We start from the raw sequence: 19,052 nt of genomic DNA, 5'->3' as shown, positions 1-19,052 counted from the left end.
AATTTTAAGTATATAAACTGATACATTTGAGCTTTATTACTTTATCGAATGACTTTTGCCCCAAAAATCCTGAATTGGTACCGTAAACACAAACGTGAGCTCCCCTGGAGAGAAACGCGGGAACCCTATAAAGTTTGGTTGTCGGAAATTATACTGCAACAGACCCGTGTGGCGCAGGGGATGCCCTATTATTATAGCTTTGTGGAGGCTTTCCCCACAGTTTATGACCTTGCGAACGCCCCTGAAGAGCAGGTGCTGAAACTTTGGCAAGGACTGGGTTATTACTCCCGCGCACGCAATTTGCACGCTACGGCCAAAATGGTCGTGGAAGATTTTAACGGGGAATTTCCAAAGACCTATAAAGAATTGAAATCTTTAAAGGGTGTTGGCGATTATACGGCCAGTGCCATCGTATCTTTCTGTTTTGATGTTGCGGAACCCGTAGTAGATGGAAATGTTTATCGTGTACTGTCCAGATATTTTGGGGTGGATATACCTATTAATGGTACGCAGGGCATCAAATATTTTAAGGAACTCGCCCGGGAGGTGATGGATGAAAGGAATATAAGAGATTATAATCAGGGGATAATGGAGTTTGGTGCCATACAATGTGCGCCCAAAAAACCCTACTGTTTATTGTGCCCACTTCAAGACAGTTGTGTGGCGCTAAAAGATGATAAAGTTGACCTTCTGCCAGTAAAACAGAACAAAACCAAGGTTAGAAATCGCTACTTTAATTATATGGTATTGTTGGATGAAGTCGAAAACACTATCTTGGAGCAACGAAAGGGAAAGGGTATTTGGCAGAATCTGTACCAGTTCCCATTGATAGAGTCGGATAAAAGGCTTCAGGCCGAAGCATTGGGGCCATTGATCAAGGAAAAAGGGGATATTCCAGCAATCAAATCGTTGTCATTATATAATAGTGAACCCATTGTGCACAAACTATCTCACCAACATTTGCACACACAATTTTGGATCCTAAGAACTTCTCATATATTAAAGGAAGGAACACCATGGAAACAAATTGGTGATTTTCCAGTACCAGTTTTGATAGCAGATTTCATCAAGACATTGAAAATTTAGTACTTTTGATTAATTAAAGAGATATGAGCGGAACATTGAACAAAGTAATGCTGATCGGGCATTTGGGAGACGAAGTGAAAATGCACTATTTTGAAGGCGGAAACTGTATCGGTAGATTCCCTTTGGCCACCAATGAGACCTATACCAATAGGCAAACCGGCGAAAGAGTGACCAATACAGATTGGCACAATATTGTTGTGCGCAACAAGGCCGCTGAAATTTGTGAAAAGTACCTTAGTAAGGGTGACAAGGTTTATGTGGAGGGCCGTTTAAAAAACAGGCAATGGCAAGGTGAGGACGGTAATACCCGATACACCACCGAAGTGCACGTACAGGATTTTACCTTTTTAACGACCAAAAAGGAAAGCATGGCCAATGCACAATCATCAGGTTCGTCCCCTAACTACCAAGAGCCATCCAAGGCTGAAAGCCCTGCTGCGCCTACCGATAATTCGGAGGAAGAGGATGACGACCTGCCATTCTAAATAAAACACTAAAAAAGCAATATTAAATTGGATCCCGAGCCCCATTGTTTGGCAATTTATCTTACCACATTTAGTGGAATATTCCCTTTAAAAATTGTTGTGCTGATACTGCTCTTGGCTGGCTCAGCTTTGATTTCGGCCGCAGAGGTAGCACTTTTTGGCCTGTCACAGACCGATGTCAACGAAATGCAGGAGAGCAATTCTTCCCGAAGCAAATTGATTGTGGAGTTATTGACCAAGCCCAAAAAGTTATTGGCCACCATCTTGATTACCAATAATGCCATTAATATCGGAATTGTATTGCTGTTCAGTTCCATAGGTGATACGATTTTTGAAGGAATTGATGGAACGTTGCGTTTTTTGTTGGAAGTAGTTGTGGCCACCTTTCTGATCTTGATGTTTGGGGAAATCCTTCCGAAAATCTATGCCAACCGTAATCGAGTGCAGTTTTCGCAATTTATAGCGGTTCCCCTAAAAGTATTGAGCTATATTTTTACGCCATTGAGCTCACCAATGCGCTACGTAACCTTGTTTATGGAAGATAAATTGGGAAAGAAAAAATCCAATTTGAGTATCAACCATCTTTCCCAAGCCTTGGAACTGGCCTCTGAAGGAGATACCACAAAGGAAGAGCAGAAAATATTGGAGGGTATTGTAACCTTCGGAAACACCGACACCAAGCAAGTAATGCGGCCAAGGATAGACATCTTCGCGGTCAACGAGAAAATGAAGTTTCCAGAAATACTAGAAGAAATCAAAAAGAACGGATATTCCCGAATTCCCGTATTTGCGGAAAATATGGACAATGTTATGGGCGTTCTTTATGTGAAGGATTTGCTGCCCTATATTGAGAGGAAGAGTTTTAACTGGATGTCGCTGATCCGCGAACCTTACTTTGTGCCGGAAAACAAGAAACTGGATGATTTGCTGTTGGAATTTCAGGACAAAAAAAATCATTTGGCCGTAGTGGTGGACGAGTATGGCGGTACATCTGGAATTGTTACTCTGGAAGATATTATTGAGGAAATCGTGGGGGATATCAGCGATGAATTTGATGATGAAGACCTGGTATTCTCCAAATTGGACGATTACAATTATGTGTTTGATGGCAAAACAGCCTTAAAGGATTTTTATCGTGTGGTAAAAATAGAAGAGGAAGATGAGTTTGAAAGCAAAAAGGGCGAATCTGAAACTATAGCAGGGTTTGTGCTTGAAATATCAGGTAGTTTTCCAAAAATAGGAGAAAAGGTTTTGTTCAAGGATTACAAGTTTATTGTGGAAAGTATGGACAAAAAAAGATTGAAACGTATAAAAGTAACATTGCCACATGAAGTATAACATTTTCTTTTTTATTGGTCTTGCCGTATTTTTTATTGGGTGTAAGGATGAGGTTTTGCCAAAACCCAAAGCTATGCTTCGGTTGGATTATCCGGTTGCTGAGTACGCAAAGTCCAGCCCTGATTGTGTGTATACTTTTGATAAAAACATCCTTTCTGAAATCAAGGAAAGTAAGGATTGTTCCATGGTTCTGGACTATCCAATGATGAACGGGTCAATCTACCTCACTTACAAACCGGTTCAAGGCAATTTGGACACCTTGCTTGTAGATGCACAGAAACTATCTTATGAGCACGTGGTAAAAGCCGATAACATTGCGGAACAACCATTTATTAATCAAGAAGATGGCGTGTACGGAATGTTCTACGAAGTAAGTGGCAATGCAGCATCGCAATCGCAATTTTATGTAACAGACAGTATCAACCATTTTGTAACAGGCTCTCTGTATTTTTACGCAAAACCCAACTACGATTCCATTCTTCCCGCAGCCATGTACCTACAGAACGATATCCGAAGGATTATGGAAAGTTTGCGGTGGAAAAAGTGATTTATTGCACTGAATCCTTAGCGAGTAGCGCTTCGGCCCTTGCAATACTGCCATTTATTTTTTCCTTGACCATTTTCACTTTTTCTTCTTCCTCATCCAACCATCGCTTTTTTTCTTCGGAAAGCTCCTTGCCGTTTAAGATCTCTTCGTGATTGAATCTATCACCAAAATCCTTCATCCAGTCCATCATGGTTTTATGTGCATCTCGAAGATCTTTCATAGCGATTTCGTATTGCTGCCCCGTTTTGGTGGAATCCACTTTAGGTTTTAGCTCCCCGACCAATTTACCTATGGTTCCCATTTTGGGCATTACCTCATCATGGATGGCCATCACTTTTTCCATTTGGGTTGTACTTTCGGCAGTTTTTTTTTCTTCTTTGCAGGAGGAACTCAAAAATAAAATGGCACAGCTTAGGATAAAAAAGGTTTTTTTCATGGATTTTTATTTATCTACAAAAATAAACAACTGTCAAACATCATTAGATAATAAAGGGCTAATATGTGTTAATTAATGATTATTCTCATATTCTTGCCATTGAGTAAGATTTATCTTTGCAACTTAAATAAAACTCGTTGCAAAGGATACAGTCCATATTTAGTCCCAAAAACCTTTTTGCTTGTCTTTTGATTGTTTTGATAATGATAAGCAATCTCCGTTTTTCATCAATGTACGTGTATTACTGTTTGGATAGGGATGGGTTTATAGAGGAACTTTGCGAAAACAAGGACAAACCGGAACTTAACTGCGATGGCAAATGTATGTTGGCCCAAATGCTCCGTGCCCAAGCGGAGGATGAAGAGCCCATGCCGGTAATCGGTTGGGAAGAAGTCAGGATCTTTTTTATGGAAATACCTAGCTACAACATACCAAATAGCATTGAGGCTAACCCTAACTCATTTTATTACTCAGAATCCTATTCATATCGTTTTAGCGATACCCTCATTAAACCGCCTATGGCTTAAGGTTTTACAATAAAAACGGCAAACACCCATTGCCGAACATGTATAATCTTAACATAAAGTCAAAATGAATAAAAGTGCGATGGCAAAACTTTGTGTTTTGCTTTTTGGGGCCAGTGTGTCCTATGCGCAAGTGTCAAATGCGCAAGATACCTTATCAAAAGCACCGGTACAATTGGATGAGGTACTGGTAGAGGGAAAACGAAAAACAGATCCGGTTTTGTCCTCATTTAAGAGCGAACCGGAAAAGAAAATTGTCCAATCCAAGAATGTGGCCGATTTATTTAAGGATATCAATGGCTTTAATCTGATTAAACGGGGTAACTATGCCATAGATCCGTCTTTTCGGGCTTCTCAATATGAGCAGCTCAATGTTCAATTTAATGGAGGAACCAAGGTGATGCACGCCTGTCCCAATAGGATGGACCCCATTACCACTCATGTGACCCCAGAAGAGATAGAGCGGGTAGAAGTGGTTAAAGGGCCATATACCTTTAGATACGGGCCCACCTTTGGTGGCATTGTGAATTTGGTGACCCAAGAGGTTGAAAAACAAGATAAAGGCTATCATGGCAAAGTAAACTTTGGAGGGGAGAACAACGGAAATGCCATTACCAGTTTTGCAAATATAAAGTATGTTGGTCAGCAGTTTGATGTGAACCTTAATTTCGGACTCCGTGATTTTGGCAACTATGAGGACGGAGATGGAAATGAGGTGCCATCGTCTTTTAAAAGTACCGATTATGGTGTTCAAGTAGGATACAATCCAACAAAAAACCAGAGGATTCAGCTAGGATTCCGGCAATCTTTTGGAAGGGATGTACTGCATGCCGGACTGCCCATGGATACTGAGGAAGATAACAGCAATGTATTTTCTGTCGACTATAAATTGGACAATGTGTCCGATCGGTTAAAAGCCTTGAGCGCCAAGATATATCGTTCCAAAGTGGACCACCTTATGACCAATGAACTAAGACCCACTTTTATGATGACAGAGGCGGTATCAGAAGTGGACGCCACAACCCTTGGTGGAAGAGTGGAACTGGAATGGCGACCAGCCACCAATTTTAAGCTCTACACAGGAATTGATGCATTTTCAGTTGGGAGAACGGGAACCAGGACCCGTTTGGTGAAAAGGAACATAATGACTGGGGAAACACTCCCCATGCCCATGGAATTTGTGGATGAGGTATGGCAAGATTCCCAAATTGATGATTACGGAGCGTTTGTAGAGGGTAAATATCCGTTATCCAAAAGGTTGTTGCTGAATGTAGGGGCGAGGTATGATATGGTTCTGTCCAAAACAGATGCACCAGCAGATGATTTTGTTGCCGAATATCCCGATTTGGATACAAGAACGGAGCATAATTTTAGTACAACAGCATCATTTAAATATATGGCCACATCCAATCTTTTATTGGAATTGGCTTATGGTAGAGGAGTGCGTTCCGCCAATATGATCGAACGCTTTATCAACCATTTTTCGGTCGGGCAAGATCCATACGAATATGTGGGCAACCCTTATTTGGACGCCGAGATAAACAATCAATTTGAGTTGGGCGTTAAAGCAAATACCAATTTTGAGGGATATGCTTTCAACCGATTGGACTATGGAGCCTCTGTCTATTATGCTATCTATGACAATTATATTGTTCCTGTGATAGACCCATCTTTGGATAAAAAATACATGCCCATGGCGGAACCTACCGAAGTAAAAAGATTCACCAATTTGAATGATGCTTACAAAACAGGGTTTGAAGTTTTTGGGGAATTGGCCTTTTTGGAAGATTTCACCTTTAAAACGGAATTGTCCTATGTCTATGCCAAGAATCAAGATTTGGATGAATCCCTTCCCTTGACACCACCTTTGGTGAGCCGCTTCAACTTAAGTTTTGAGAGAGAAATGATTTGGGCCAGGGCAACCTATACGCTTACATCGGAACAGTCCAATATTGCTAATTCCTTTGGAGAGCAAAGTACGGATGGTTATGGGGTTGTGGATTTGCGTTTTGGTGCAAAGCCCTTCGAACATTTGACCGTCGGTGTGGCATTATCCAATATTTTTGATGAGACCTACAACAATCACCTGAATTTCTCTTTTGTGAACCAAGCGGATTATGGTCGGGTACCCATCAATGATCCTGGAAGAAACTTATCTGCTTTTATACAGTACAGTTTTTAGCAAATTGATGAACATTAAAAAAGGCGCTCCAGAAAGAGCGCCTTTTATGTGATAAAGTCTTTTTTATTTAAAGTCTGATGCCTCGACTCCTTCGTTTACTTTGATTTCCTTTACATTAAATTCAAAGTTTTGAGGCCCCATGCTCTGCATCAGCTTGAATGGGAATTTGATGCCTGAAACTTCTTGGTAATCACTGTACCCCAATGTACTCGTCATTTGCTGGCCTTGTACTTCCTGAGTGTTGATTTCCTGAACTTTTAGACCGGTTTCCACATCGTAGAAAGCGGTTTTGCTGTCGTTTATTTTTAGCCTGTAGGCCTTTTTGTCGCCCACAGGCTCAACACCTTCCAAGGCAACATCGCCCGCAGCCAAGTAATTCAATTCAGGGAAAGCGGCAGATTCTTCTTTGATTTTTTCAATTTCCTTTGGGGAAAGGTCTTTTCGTTGGCCTTGCACCACCATGTAGCCACTATCGCCATCCAAAACCTGTTTTTGCATGGAGTTGCCCTGTACTTTTACATTTTGCATAAATTGGTCTTGGGACGTTTTCTTCATCTCAAGTTCCAATTTCATGCCCTGCATTTCTGCTTCCGCCAACATGGAATAAGAATCCACGCCTTCCAGTTTGGATTTTCCGCCAATGGCCTCAATATAGTTTTTCAATACAGTATTGGCATCCATCCCTTCGGGAACCGCGGCATTATAGTCAGGCTTTTCCGTTTTGTTGGCATATTTATCATAATAGAGAACAGGAATTGTTTTCCCTTTAAAGGTCACTTTTTCCAAGTTTTCCAAAACATCGCTTCCCTTTCCGGTAACAACTACGCGGGCATTGGTGGTGGAAAAGTGCTTTTTGGCTGCTTGGAGCACATCTTCTTTGGTAATGGCGTCCAATCGTTCCAGATAGGTTTCGTAAAAATTCTTTGGAAGATCCTCGGTCTCTATGTTCAGTGCATACTCGGCAACGGTTTCAGGTTTTTCGAGGGCCATCACAAAGCTTCCTGCATATTTGGCCTTTGCATTAGCCAGTTCTTCATCGGAGACAGGCTCGGAAGTTATTTTATCTATCTCTTTCAAGATTTCGACCACGGAGCTATCGGTAACGGCATTTCTAACTTGCGCATAGGCGTTAAAACGCATTGGACTAAATTTATTGGCCCTTAATCCGGAATAGGAACCGTAGGTGTACCCTTTGTCCTCTCTCAAATTTTTGAACAACCTTGCCTGTCCACCGCCACCTAATATTCTATTGGCCAAAAGGGCATCCAGATAGTCCTCGTCCTTCATTTTTAAGTGGGTGATGTTTTCCACCGCTACTTCGGACTGCACAGCGTTGGGCATATCCACAAAATTGATTTGGGTGTACTGCACATCTTTTGGGTCGGAATAGCTAAAAGAAGGCGGGGCTGCTTTGGACCAGGGAGTGAACGCCTTGGTCACCAATTCTTTCACGTTTTCAAATTCTACATCACCGATTACTACCAAATAAGCGTTGGCGGGAACAAAATAAGATCGGTAGAATTGCTCCACATCGAGTAGGGTTACATTGTTAACGGTCTCCTCGGTCATAAATTCACCAAAAGGGTGATTTTTTCCGTAGGCCAAGGCCAATTGAACCCTGTCCGCAATGGCGGAAACGTCTTTTTCTTGGGACTTGATTCCAGTAAGGACTTTCTCTTTCTCTTTCTCAAACTCTTCTTGAAGGAAATTTGGATTGAGTGCGGCATCGGCCATCAATTCCAAAATTCTTGGGAAATATTTGGACAAGGAACTTGCGAAGGCACTTTGATCACCAATGTAGATATTGGCACCTAAGAAATCCACTTCTTCATAAAATTCGTCTTTTGGGATGTTTTTGGACCCTTTGCCCAACATGCTTCCCGTAAGTGCGGATACCCCAGCTTTGTCACCCTCTAAAATAGGTGGGTTGTCAATGGAAAGCTGAATGCGAACCCTGGGTAATTTGTGGTTTTCCACTACCAGGACCTTCAAGCCATTTTTAAGCTCAAAACGGGCAGGTTCTTTTAAGTTGATCTTGGGAGCTGGCCCTGGTTCAGGTTGCGTACTCCTATCAATTTGTGCGTATGAGGCTGTCATGCATAAGGACAGCACAGCTAAAATTAAATATTTTTTCATCTTAATTAGCATCTTTTTGTTCTGGTAAATATTCCAATTCCAATCGTTGGTTTACCTTCAAATATTTTTTGGCCACTTCCATGATTTCTTCACGGGTAATGGAACGGTAAATATCAATCTCGGTGTTGATGAGGTTGGTGTCGTCCTTCAGCATATAATTTTCTGCCAATGAGTTGGCGATGCCCTCAACACTACTGTTGGCATTTACAAATTGGTTCTCGAACTTGTTCTGAAGTTTTTGGTAATCTTTTTCGGAAATCAACTCCATTTGAAGTTTTAGGATCTCTTCATCGATTTCTTTTTTGATGTCCTGAATGGAATTGTCCCCAACCGGAAGGCCCCCAACAATGTAGGAGCTGTAATCTTCGGCATCAATGGGCACGGAAAGTATTTGCAGCGCCATTTTTTTCTCGTCCACCAATTTTTTGTAGAGTTTGGAGCTTTCCCCATCGCTTAAATAAGTAGAAATCATGTTAATCACATAAGCATCCCGTTGTCCCTGCCCTGGTGTTCTATAAGCCAATAAAATTGCAGGGATTTGGATGTTGGGGTCGTAATACTTGGCAAACTTGGTTTTGGTGATAGGCTCTTCCTTTACGTTTGGCCTTTGAATTTCGGCGCCTCTTGGAATAGGGCCAAAATAATCTTCGATCATTTTTTTGGTCTTGGCAGCTTCAAAATCGCCAGCTACAACCAAAACCGCATTGTTGGGCACATAGTAGGTTTGGTTGAATTTTTTGAAATCATCCAAAGTGGCACTGGCCAAATGCTCAAAAGACCCTATAACCCCCCAGCGATATGGATGGTTGGCATATAGATTTTTCAGGATTTCATTAAAAAAGGCACCGTAGGGAGAGTTATCTACCCGAAGTCTCTTTTCCTCTTGTACCACTTCTTTTTGGGTGTCCACGCCAATTTGTCCAATTATAGGGTGCATCAATCGTTCCGATTCCAGCCAAAGGCCGACCTCCAAACTGTTGGAAGGAAAAACTTCATAATAATAGGTGCGATCCAAAAAGGTGTTGGCATTATGCCTTCCTCCATTGGAAGCAACGATTTGGTCCCACTCACCTCGTTCAATGTTTTTGGTGCCTTCGAACAATAAATGTTCAAAAAAGTGGGCAAAACCCGTTTTGTCGGGGTCCTCGTCCTTGGATCCCACATGGTACATAACCGATGTGGTAACCACAGGTGCACCGTTGTCCTGATGTAGGATAACGTGCAGGCCGTTGTCTAGATCATACTCTTCAAAAACCACTTCCTGTGCAGAAAGCAGGGTTACCGCAAAGAGCATTGTAAATGCAGAAAACAAATGTTTTTTCATGTTAATAGTTAGTATTTAAAAATTGATATTGCTAAGAGGTTGGTATCGATTCTCCGATCGATGTTACGCTAAATATAAAATTTTTTATGACGATCCTGTGAATTTATAAAAGTCTTTAGATTTAAAATGTGGGATAATTCACAAACATTCAGTAAATTAAACAATGAATCCAAAAATTGAAATATGAAAAATTTAACCCTTCCAATCCGTTTCGGAATAGTTACCAGTGCTGTACTGATCGCATATTTTTTGATTTTGGCTTTGATGGGAAAGCATACCAATGTTTTTTACAGCCTGTTTAATGGGGTGATTACTGGTTTTGGTATATATGAGACAATCAAGTATACCAAAATAAGGCAGGGCAAGAGTTTTAGTTATGGAAATGGATTTACCGCAGGCATTACAACCGGTTTTGTTGCCACGTTGTTGTTCACCATCTTTTTTGCCCTCTATGCAACGGAGCTGGACAGTGCTTTTCTTGATAAACTCTCCTCGGCATGGTCCAACGACTATAAGAATTTCCAAGGCATTGTTTTTTTTACAGTGGCCATAATGGGGTTTGCCACGACTTTGGTTTTGACCCTCTCGTTTATGCAACTCTTTAAAACCAGTAACAATTCAAAAAAAATTATGGGTTAAATCAGGGAAGATTACTTGTGGATTAAGGATTTAGCAGTATATTTGCACCCGCTAATTTTGATAAAGCGAAGTAATTTTAATCTAATTAACGCATTATGTACGCAATTGTAGAGATGGCAGGGCAGCAATTTAAAGTTGCAAAAGACCAAAAAGTGTACGTTCACCGTTTGCAGGAAGAAGAAGGTAATAAAGTTACTTTCGACAAAGTGCTTCTTTTGGAAGATGGTGGTAACGTAACCATTGGCGCCCCGGTCATAGAAGGTGCGGCTGTTGAGGCCAAAGTAGTAAAACACCTCAAAGGAGATAAGGTAATCGTCTTTAAAAAGAAAAGACGTAAAGGATACCAGAAGAAAAACGGTCACAGGCAATATTTGACCGAAATCGTGGTTGAAGGTATTGTAGCAAAAGGTGCCAAGAAAGCGGCTCCTGCTAAGGCTGAAGCAAAACCAGCTGCCGAACCAAAAAAGGCAGAGAAAAAAGCGGAAGCTCCAAAAAAGGAAGCTCCAAAGGCAACTGAGGATTTGAGTTCCAAAACTGTTGCTGAATTGAAGGAAATGGCAAAGGCCAAGGAAATTACCGGTTACTCTTCCATGAAGAAGGCCGAGTTGATAGAAGCGTTAAGCAAATAAAAGAAAAGAACTAAAATTTATATATCATGGCTCACAAGAAAGGTGTAGGTAGTTCAAAAAACGGTAGAGAATCAGAATCGAAACGCTTAGGTGTTAAGATTTTTGGTGGTCAGGCAGCCACTGCTGGTAACATTATTGTAAGACAACGTGGTACCAAGCACAACCCTGGTGAAAATGTATACGCAGGAAAAGACCATACCTTGCACGCCAAGGTAGATGGTGTTGTTAAGTTTGAAAAGAAAGTTGGAGGGAAATCTTACGTTTCCATCGAACCTTTTGAAGCGTAATAAGCAACAACGATATTTTGGAAAAGGCTCCGCATTTGGCGGGGCCTTTTTTATTTGCCATCATTTTTAAAGATTTCAAAAACTAATGGTGATTTTTTGGAGTGATGGGGAGTGGCCTTCTTTTCTTGTAGAATATTGAAATGAACCTCTATTTTTAGGGTTTGGGTAAATCTTGGACTTGTATTAGAAGCGTAATTTCCGTTTTCGGGCTGTAATTTCCCAAGTATCAACCTTTTTGCCATTCTCGATAACGGATACTTCATCATGAAGGTTAATAGTAGGGCAAATATGATACGGAATGCCATATAAAACATCTCCAACGTTATGTTTGTCCCAATCTTTTACTTTGATCACACCATGTTCTTCACTTTGTGAAAGCAATTCATAATTTTCTAGATTGAGAAATTTTACCCGTTTGTCAATGGGGTTTTCAGCCGCCACGGATTTATGGCCCAGATCTACTGTAATAATACCCTCGGTGGGTTTGGAAATAATCCTTGTGATCAAAAGTGCGGCATGTTTAAAGTTTTGCTCCTTTAATTTTTCACCATAGCCCCAATCCCAAAGCACACAAGTGCCCGGGCTGGTAATTCTACTTTTGTTAATTAAGTGGGATGTAAAGGAAGGTGTTCCGCCACAGATCATTTGGGAGTCTGGGTACTTTTCTTGAACCGCTTTAAAGTATGCGGTTACTTCTTCAAGTCCCTTTTCAATTTTTTGGTTCCTCTCCTCAAAATCGGTGTCGCGTAGATGACCATCGTACACATGGAACCCTTTAAAATGTAATGCATTACAAGTATTAAGAAAAGCCATTAGCTCATCGAGGCCATGACCAACTTCGATTCCGGAACGGTTCATCCCGTTGTTGATGTCAATATAAATATCGATGGTGAGTTCATGGTCCAAAGCCTCTTGGTTTAAAAGCTCGGCACTATCCATATTGTCCAAAATAGTGGAAAACCGGGTTTCAGAATGGTGTTTCATCAAACTAAGGAGGCGTTTTACTTTGGGCCCAACAAGTTGATGGGAAATCAAAACAGACTTAGCTCCAGCTTCAGCAGCTATTTCCGCTTCAGCAATGGTGGAAGCCTTAAAATTGGAGATTCCGGATGCCACCAATAGCTCCATTACCTTGGGCATTTTGTTGGTTTTGATATGTGGCATCAACCGTTCTGTTTTGCCATCTACCAATGTAATCATCTCATTAATGTTGTACTTAACGCGTTCCAAGTACAACGCTACTGACGGTGAATCCACTGCTTTTACATTTTGTATACTGTACCAGTTGTCCATTGTTTTGAATATAAATTGCCAAGGCAATGTAACCAATTAAATGATGCCAAAAAAAGTTCATGGATAACCCATTGTGACTTTTACATAAAGTTTTTTTGTAGCTTTAATAACATTAACTATAAATCTTATATCATGAAAAAAGCAATCATTTCATCATTATTGGCTTGTTCTGTTTTATTTACTAGCTGCTTAGGTTCTTTTAGTGCCTTCAACAATTTAAAAGATTGGAACCAAGGATTAACGGATAGCAAGTTTTTGGATAACCTCATATTTTGGGGATTGAACATAGTTCCCGTTTACGGCCTGTTTTTTCTTGGAGACACCCTTATTTTTAACGTAATCGAGTTTTGGTCGGGATCTAACCCCATTGCTATGAAAGATGGGGAATCCGAAACTCAAATGGTAGAGCACGATGGAAACAAATTTAAAATGGTGGCCACCAAAAACAGAATTCAAGTTACCGTGGTGGAGGGACCAAAAAAAGGAAAGAAAATTGATTTGGTGTATAAACCAGATGAAAAATCTTGGAATGCCGTTCGCCCAAATGGTGAGATTATTAAGCTATCCTCTTTTGAAGAAGGTTTCTATATTGTTTATATGCCAAACGGGGAAAAGGTTAAAATAGACCCTATGAGTACTAGGGAAGAAGGATTGGCCTTGCTTCAAGAAAACAAGACTTGTTACTACGACCAGACTGTTTTGGGAGACTAGACTTCAGTATTTGATAAAAAAACCCATGGTTTTGCCATGGGTTTTTGTTTTATAAAAGCTTTTTAAGATTAATAGCGATAATATTCAGGCTTAAAAGGTCCTTCTACTTTTACACCGATATAATCTGCCTGCTCTTGCTTGAGCTCAGTTAACTCAGCGCCCAAACGAGATAAGTGCAATTTAGCCACTTTTTCGTCCAAATGCTTCGGAAGCATATAAACTTCGTTGGCATATTTGTCGCTGTGGTTCCAAAGCTCTATTTGTGCCAAGGTTTGGTTGGTGAACGAGTTGCTCATTACAAAACTTGGGTGGCCCGTGGCACATCCAAGGTTTACCAATCTACCCTCGGCCAAGATAATTACATCTTTGCCATCAATGGTGTACTTGTCAACCTGTGGTTTTATTTCGTCTTTGGTATCGCCGTAGGTTCCATTTAACCAAGCCATATCAATTTCGTTGTCAAAATGGCCAATGTTGCAAACAATGGCTTTGTCCTTTAAGGCTCTAAAATGCTCTTCACGTATAATGTCCTTGTTGCCTGTTGTAGTGATTACAATATCGGCATTGGACACCACGGTTTCCAATTTTTTCACTTCAAAACCGTCCATGCAGGCTTGCAAAGCACAAATTGGGTCAATTTCGGTAACGGTAACAATGGCACCTGCCCCACGGAATGATGCAGCGGTTCCTTTTCCAACATCGCCATAACCGGCAACCAAAACACGTTTACCGGCCAACATGGTGTCCGTGGCCCTGCGGATAGCATCCACGGCACTCTCACGGCATCCATACTTATTGTCAAATTTGGACTTGGTCACAGAATCGTTCACGTTAATGGCTGGCATGGGAAGCGTTCCCTTTTTCATTCTTTCATACAAACGGTGTACTCCGGTTGTGGTCTCTTCGGAAAGTCCTTTTACTCCGGTTGCCAACTCGGGATATTGGTCAAGGACCATATTGGTAAGGTCCCCGCCATCGTCCAAGATCATGTTCAATGGTTTTCTTGCCTCACCAAAGAACAAGGTTTGTTCAATGCACCAGTCAAATTCCTCTTCGGTCATCCCTTTCCAAGCATAAACCGGGATTCCTGCAGCAGCTATTGCCGCAGCAGCGTGGTCTTGCGTAGAAAAGATATTGCAAGAACTCCAGGTTACCTCAGCTCCGAGGGCCACCAAGGTTTCGATCAAAACAGCGGTTTGAATGGTCATGTGAAGACAACCGGCAATCCTTGCACCCTTTAAAGGTTGTTGGCTCCCGTATTCTTCACGTAAGGCCATAAGCCCTGGCATTTCGGCCTCAGCAAGCTCAATTTCTTTCCTTCCCCAATCTGCAAGAGAGATATCCTTTACTTTGTAAGGTACATGCGGAATTGTCTTTGTGCTCATATTTTATATAAATTTACTTTTGTAGCTTCGCTTAAATAGTGCGACAAAGATACGAATTCACTTAACTTTAGTTCATGCCCATTTACAAAACAATAACAGTTTCGCCAACGACCAAAGTCTACATTTGGAAGGTTACCGAGCCAGAGGCTGAACTTACTAAGGGTGTGGAGCTTACAACGCATTGCCAAAACAGGATGGACGGCATGAAATCGGAGGCACACCGAAGGGCTTTTTTGAGTATTCGTCACCTTATGGCAAAGGCGGGATATGTAGATCATGACCTGTATTATGACGACTTTGGAAAACCGCATCTTAAGGATGGGAAATTTATCTCCATTACCCATTCGCACAACTTTACCGGAATAATTATCAGTGAAACCGATGAGGTCGGCATCGATATTGAGATGCAACGGGATAAAATCCTAAAGATCGCCCACAAATTTACGCCCATCCAAGAGTACAAAACCTTGGCCAATTCGGAAGCATTGATGCGAAAGCTCACCATTGTTTGGGGCGCCAAAGAGTCGCTTTACAAAATTTACGCACGGCAGGGACTTAGTTTTTTAAGACATATTAATGTGATTGATTTTTCTTTTGAGGACACCCGTACCGTGGCCGAGATATTGTACGAAGGGAAAAGATCGCATTACGAAATTGAATTTATAGAGTTTGAGGGTTTTACATGCGTTTATGCGCTTAAAATGATGGGGGGATGATGATTCCTTTTTGTAGTTTTGCTGAAACTATAACTGCCCATGAAAGTATCCGTTGAACTAACCTTATCACCACTTCAAGACAATTTTGAAGCTCCTGTCATTGATTTTATCAAAAAGTTGCGCGATTCGGGACTCACTGTTTTAGAAAACCCATTGAGTACACAGGTGTTTGGTGATTATGATAAGGTAATGGAGCTGCTCCATTCCGAAATCAAGGAAAGTTTTGAGAACTTGGATCATGTAGTACTTACCATGAAAATGGTAAAATCCGACCGAAGCGAGTATGAACCCCATTTTTGATTTTTTTCTCGGCCCCTACGGAGACCGAGAACTATCCCTGATCATTTTAGAGGCCACTGCTTTTTTCTTTGGAATTGCCAGCGTGGTCTATGCCAAAAGGGAAGATATTTTGGTGTATCCCACGGGATTGGTCGCTACCGTAATAACTACCTATATTTTTCTTGTGGATCGCCTGTATGGTGATATGATGATGAATTTTTATTACTCCATTATGAGCATTTACGGATGGTGGAATTGGGCCCGAAGAAGAGATGATAGACGGCTGGTGGTCAATATTTCGAGAACCAATTCCAAAGAAAAATGGACAGGGTTTGGTTTTTTCCTACTGACCATGTTGGTTACATATGGGGTATACAGGATGTTTGGTGCGGAAATAGAACCGACCAATTACGTGGATATATTCACTTCGGGGATTTTCTTTACTGCGATGTGGTATATGGCCAATAAAAAACTGGAAAACTGGACCCTTTGGATTTTGGGTGATTTAATAACTGTACCTTTGTACGCATATAGAGGATGGGGTATGTTCTCTTTACAGTACCTCATTTTTACTGTGTTGGCAATACAGGGATATCTAGCATGGAAGAAAAACTTGGGCAAGAGCCCTCAAACCTCATAAAAGTAGTCCTTTTTGGACCCGAGTCTACCGGAAAAACCACCTTGGCCCAACAATTGGCCGAGCACTACAATACGCAATGGGTGCCCGAATATGCACGGGAATATCTTCAAGAGAAATGGGACAGGGAGAAAAAAACATGCGAACCCCACGATTTGGTTCCCATTGCCTACGGCCAAATGCGTTTGGAAAATGAGTTGGCCAAAAAGGCAAATCAAGTCCTTATTTGTGACACGGATCTTTTGGAGACCAAGGTTTATTCGGAGGCTTATTACAATAGAACCTGCGACTCACTTTTGGAGGAGTACGCCCTAAAAAACACCTACGACCTATACTTTTTGACATATATAGATACACCATGGGAGGCGGATGATTTGAGGGACAAGCCAGATGAAAGAGAACGAATGTTTGCGTATTTCAAGGAAGCTTTGGAGAATAATAACAGGAAATTCGTTATTTTAAGGGGGGATAAAGCGTCAAGGCTATCCACAGCAGTAAATTATATAGATAAACTTCTCCAAAAACATGATTGAATTAAGTCCTAAAGACTTGGAACAATTGGATTCCAAAGGAATTTCCAAAGAAAAAGTAGCAAACCAAATACAAACATTTAAAGAGGGCATCCCCTTTGTTCAGCTATCGCAAGCCGCTGTGGTGGGTAATGGCATACTAAGGTTTTCCGAAAAAGAACAACTCGACCTGCTTCAGTATTTTGAGGACAACAGAAAAGAACTGGAACTATTAAAGTTTGTGCCCGCTTCGGGAGCGGCATCCCGAATGTTCAAGGCCATGTTCAATTTTTTGGACAGTTATGATCCATCAAAAGAAAAACTCTCCGAATACATAGAGCGAACTGATGACAAGGATGCAAAAAAGTTTACCGAGAACCTTTCGGATTTTCCTTTTTACGACCTCATAATGTCAAGAATAAAGGGCAAAGCATCCAACAAGGATGAAGAATCCTATCTTTTTGTAAAGGAGATGTTGGCCGAGGATGGGCTCAATTACGGTTTTTATCCAAAAGGGCTATTGCCTTTCCATGAATATGATACAGGGACGGCAACCCCGTTCGAGGAACATTTAAAAGAAGCTGCGCTTTATGCGAAAACAAAGGGCAGGGCCAATCTTCATTTTACCGTATCGGAACAGCACGATGAGATGTTCGCCAAGGAAGAAGCCTTGGTAGGGCCAAAAATTTCAAAGCTGACCGATACCATTTTTAAAGTGTCCTACTCCAACCAAAAACCTTCAACGGATACCATTGCGGTGGATATGGAGAACCAGCCATTCAAAAATAGCGATGGAACCATTCTGTTTCGTCCGGGAGGGCATGGGGCGCTCATCGAAAACCTTAATGATCAAAATGCCGACATTATCTTCATTAAAAATATTGATAACGTAGTCGTTGATAAAAACTTGGAGACCGTGGCCAACAGCAAAAAAATGTTGGCCGGTGTCCTAAAAAAAGTACAGGATAAGGCTTTTTCTTATGCCAAACTTTTGGAAAAAGACGATGTTTCCATTGAAAAATCGGATGAAATAAAAGCTTTTTTGGAAAGAGACCTCAATGTTCGTATGCCCAAAAATTACGATGATTTCAGCGTGGACGAACAAAAGAAGGTTTTAAAAGATAGGATAAACCGCCCCATCCGAGTTTGTGGCATGGTTAAAAACGAGGGAGAACCCGGTGGAGGCCCTTTTTGGATAAAAGATGGTCAAGGGAACATATCGCTTCAAATCATAGAGTCCGCCCAAATTGATATGGACAACAAAGAGCAAGCTGCAATAGTACAGAACGCAACACATTTTAATCCCGTCGATCTGGTCTGCGGTGTACGGAACCATAAAGGAGAAAAGTTCAACCTATTGGAATTTGTGGACACCAAGCAAGGTTTTATTACAGGAAAAACCAAAGAAGGCAAGGAATTGAAAGCCTTGGAACTTCCTGGTCTGTGGAACGGGGGCATGGCCTTTTGGAACACTATTTTTGTAGAGGTGCCATTGGTAACCTTTAACCCTGTTAAAACGGTAAACGACCTTTTAAAGCCAACACACCAAGCATAAAAACTTAAAAGACAACGAATTAATCCGCTTCCTAAATGGATAGCGGATTTTTTTGTGTTCTGGCGTGACCTATCATTAAAAGGTGTGTCTTAAAAGTACAATCGAAATTGTTTTCGATGACATGATTAAATTTTGATAATCCTTGTGGGTTGTCTCAACTAGGTTGGTTGGTTTGGGAAGAGGCCGTGCATTTTGTACGGCTTTCTTTTCATAGTGGTGCGCCGTGCATGACGTATTACTAGGCGGTGAAAGTCCGCTATGAGGGTTGATAGCTACCTATCATTAGCCAAGGGCAAGGGTGTCCACCGCGAGGTGGAATCTGAAGGAAGCCGGCGGCAAAGTTCCGGTCCGAGG

The 19,052-nt window shown here is 41.3% G+C and carries 20 protein-coding genes; 15 read left to right on the top strand and 5 right to left on the bottom strand.

Features of this window, described 5'->3' with window-relative positions; genetic code table 11:
* The first annotated feature begins 48 nt into the window (after nucleotides 1–48).
* The 4 genes from mutY to gldD are packed head-to-tail and all read left to right on the top strand — an operon-like array spanning nucleotide 49 to nucleotide 3,456.
* Entirely contained in the window at nucleotides 49–1,086 is a 1,038-nt protein-coding gene (gene mutY, locus AC13CC_RS02175; protein WP_326277430.1) for an A/G-specific adenine glycosylase, read from the top strand.
* A gap of 23 nt (nucleotides 1,087–1,109) precedes the next feature.
* Nucleotides 1,110–1,571 carry a single-stranded DNA-binding protein gene (locus tag AC13CC_RS02170; RefSeq protein WP_326277431.1) on the top strand — a complete coding sequence of 154 codons (462 nt, stop codon included), beginning with the start codon at nucleotides 1,110–1,112 and terminating at the stop codon, nucleotides 1,569–1,571.
* A 27-nt stretch (nucleotides 1,572–1,598) separates the two neighbouring features.
* The gene (locus AC13CC_RS02165; RefSeq protein ID WP_326277432.1) at nucleotides 1,599–2,909 is read left to right on the top strand and encodes a gliding motility-associated protein GldE; all 1,311 of its coding nucleotides are present in this window, start codon (nucleotides 1,599–1,601) and stop codon (nucleotides 2,907–2,909) included.
* Nucleotides 2,899–3,456, top strand: coding sequence for a gliding motility lipoprotein GldD (gene gldD / locus AC13CC_RS02160; protein WP_482877826.1), 558 nt, complete (start codon nucleotides 2,899–2,901; stop codon nucleotides 3,454–3,456). Before AC13CC_RS02165 ends, gldD begins: the two co-directional genes overlap by 11 nt.
* A gap of 1 nt (nucleotide 3,457) precedes the next feature.
* Here gldD and AC13CC_RS02155 read toward each other — a convergent pair whose 3' ends face one another.
* Nucleotides 3,458–3,892: a hypothetical protein gene (locus AC13CC_RS02155; protein WP_482877825.1), complete on the bottom strand. Its 435-nt coding sequence runs from the start codon at nucleotides 3,890–3,892 to the stop codon at nucleotides 3,458–3,460.
* Nucleotides 3,893–4,095: 203 nt separating this feature from the next.
* Here AC13CC_RS02155 and AC13CC_RS02150 point away from each other — a divergent pair, with 203 nt between their 5' ends.
* Together AC13CC_RS02150 and AC13CC_RS02145 are read left to right on the top strand one after the other, a co-directional pair.
* Complete coding sequence (locus AC13CC_RS02150) at nucleotides 4,096–4,419, top strand: hypothetical protein (protein WP_326277439.1); 324 nt, start codon at nucleotides 4,096–4,098, stop codon at nucleotides 4,417–4,419.
* Nucleotides 4,420–4,498: 79 nt separating this feature from the next.
* Entirely contained in the window at nucleotides 4,499–6,598 is a 2,100-nt protein-coding gene (locus tag AC13CC_RS02145) for a TonB-dependent receptor domain-containing protein (protein WP_482877824.1), read from the top strand.
* A 63-nt stretch (nucleotides 6,599–6,661) separates the two neighbouring features.
* Here the strand turns inward: AC13CC_RS02145 and AC13CC_RS02140 are convergent, their stop codons facing one another.
* Nucleotides 6,662–8,734, bottom strand: coding sequence for a M16 family metallopeptidase (locus AC13CC_RS02140; RefSeq protein ID WP_482877823.1), 2,073 nt, complete (start codon nucleotides 8,732–8,734; stop codon nucleotides 6,662–6,664).
* A 1-nt stretch (nucleotide 8,735) separates the two neighbouring features.
* A complete protein-coding gene (locus AC13CC_RS02135) occupies nucleotides 8,736–10,058 on the bottom strand; it encodes a M16 family metallopeptidase (protein WP_326277442.1) in 1,323 nt (440 codons plus the stop codon).
* A gap of 183 nt (nucleotides 10,059–10,241) precedes the next feature.
* On the opposite strand from AC13CC_RS02135, the gene AC13CC_RS02130 reads away from it, so the two are divergent.
* The 3 genes from AC13CC_RS02130 (at nucleotide 10,242) to rpmA (ending at nucleotide 11,613) form a co-directional block, all read left to right on the top strand.
* The gene (locus AC13CC_RS02130) at nucleotides 10,242–10,697 is read left to right on the top strand and encodes a DUF4199 domain-containing protein (RefSeq protein WP_293165745.1); all 456 of its coding nucleotides are present in this window, start codon (nucleotides 10,242–10,244) and stop codon (nucleotides 10,695–10,697) included.
* A gap of 95 nt (nucleotides 10,698–10,792) precedes the next feature.
* Nucleotides 10,793–11,326 carry a 50S ribosomal protein L21 gene (gene rplU / locus AC13CC_RS02125; protein WP_326277443.1) on the top strand — a complete coding sequence of 178 codons (534 nt, stop codon included), beginning with the start codon at nucleotides 10,793–10,795 and terminating at the stop codon, nucleotides 11,324–11,326.
* Between the two features lie 26 nt (nucleotides 11,327–11,352).
* Nucleotides 11,353–11,613: a 50S ribosomal protein L27 gene (gene rpmA / locus AC13CC_RS02120; protein WP_163624958.1), complete on the top strand. Its 261-nt coding sequence runs from the start codon at nucleotides 11,353–11,355 to the stop codon at nucleotides 11,611–11,613.
* A gap of 183 nt (nucleotides 11,614–11,796) precedes the next feature.
* Here rpmA and AC13CC_RS02115 read toward each other — a convergent pair whose 3' ends face one another.
* Nucleotides 11,797–12,906 carry a D-TA family PLP-dependent enzyme gene (locus AC13CC_RS02115; RefSeq protein ID WP_482877822.1) on the bottom strand — a complete coding sequence of 370 codons (1,110 nt, stop codon included), beginning with the start codon at nucleotides 12,904–12,906 and terminating at the stop codon, nucleotides 11,797–11,799.
* 132 nt (nucleotides 12,907–13,038) lie between these two features.
* Here AC13CC_RS02115 and AC13CC_RS02110 point away from each other — a divergent pair, with 132 nt between their 5' ends.
* Complete coding sequence (locus AC13CC_RS02110) at nucleotides 13,039–13,617, top strand: DUF3332 domain-containing protein (protein WP_326277446.1); 579 nt, start codon at nucleotides 13,039–13,041, stop codon at nucleotides 13,615–13,617.
* Between the two features lie 68 nt (nucleotides 13,618–13,685).
* On the opposite strand, the gene ahcY is transcribed toward AC13CC_RS02110, so the two are convergent.
* A complete protein-coding gene (gene ahcY / locus AC13CC_RS02105) occupies nucleotides 13,686–15,002 on the bottom strand; it encodes an adenosylhomocysteinase (RefSeq protein WP_482877821.1) in 1,317 nt (438 codons plus the stop codon).
* 74 nt (nucleotides 15,003–15,076) lie between these two features.
* Here ahcY and AC13CC_RS02100 point away from each other — a divergent pair, with 74 nt between their 5' ends.
* Genes AC13CC_RS02100 through AC13CC_RS02080 form a run of 5 tightly spaced genes read left to right on the top strand, consistent with a single transcriptional unit; the run spans nucleotide 15,077 to nucleotide 18,698 of the window.
* Nucleotides 15,077–15,718, top strand: a complete 642-nt coding sequence (locus AC13CC_RS02100; RefSeq protein ID WP_482877820.1) for a 4'-phosphopantetheinyl transferase family protein — start codon at nucleotides 15,077–15,079, stop codon at nucleotides 15,716–15,718.
* Nucleotides 15,719–15,757: 39 nt separating this feature from the next.
* Nucleotides 15,758–16,018, top strand: a complete 261-nt coding sequence (locus tag AC13CC_RS02095; protein ID WP_326277449.1) for a thiamine-binding protein — start codon at nucleotides 15,758–15,760, stop codon at nucleotides 16,016–16,018.
* A complete protein-coding gene (gene pnuC / locus AC13CC_RS02090) occupies nucleotides 16,002–16,637 on the top strand; it encodes a nicotinamide riboside transporter PnuC (RefSeq protein ID WP_326277450.1) in 636 nt (211 codons plus the stop codon). The genes AC13CC_RS02095 and pnuC overlap by 17 nt, the downstream gene beginning before the upstream one ends.
* Nucleotides 16,598–17,167: an AAA family ATPase gene (locus tag AC13CC_RS02085; RefSeq protein WP_482877819.1), complete on the top strand. Its 570-nt coding sequence runs from the start codon at nucleotides 16,598–16,600 to the stop codon at nucleotides 17,165–17,167. Before pnuC ends, AC13CC_RS02085 begins: the two co-directional genes overlap by 40 nt.
* Nucleotides 17,160–18,698, top strand: a complete 1,539-nt coding sequence (locus tag AC13CC_RS02080; protein ID WP_482877818.1) for a DUF4301 family protein — start codon at nucleotides 17,160–17,162, stop codon at nucleotides 18,696–18,698. The genes AC13CC_RS02085 and AC13CC_RS02080 overlap by 8 nt, the downstream gene beginning before the upstream one ends.
* The last annotated feature ends 354 nt before the right edge of the window (nucleotides 18,699–19,052 follow it).

It is taken from the genome of Flagellimonas sp. L-11 (genome assembly GCF_056857735.1).
The sequence above is the reverse complement of the archived record's forward strand: the minus strand, read 5'-3'. Positions and strand labels throughout refer to the sequence as shown.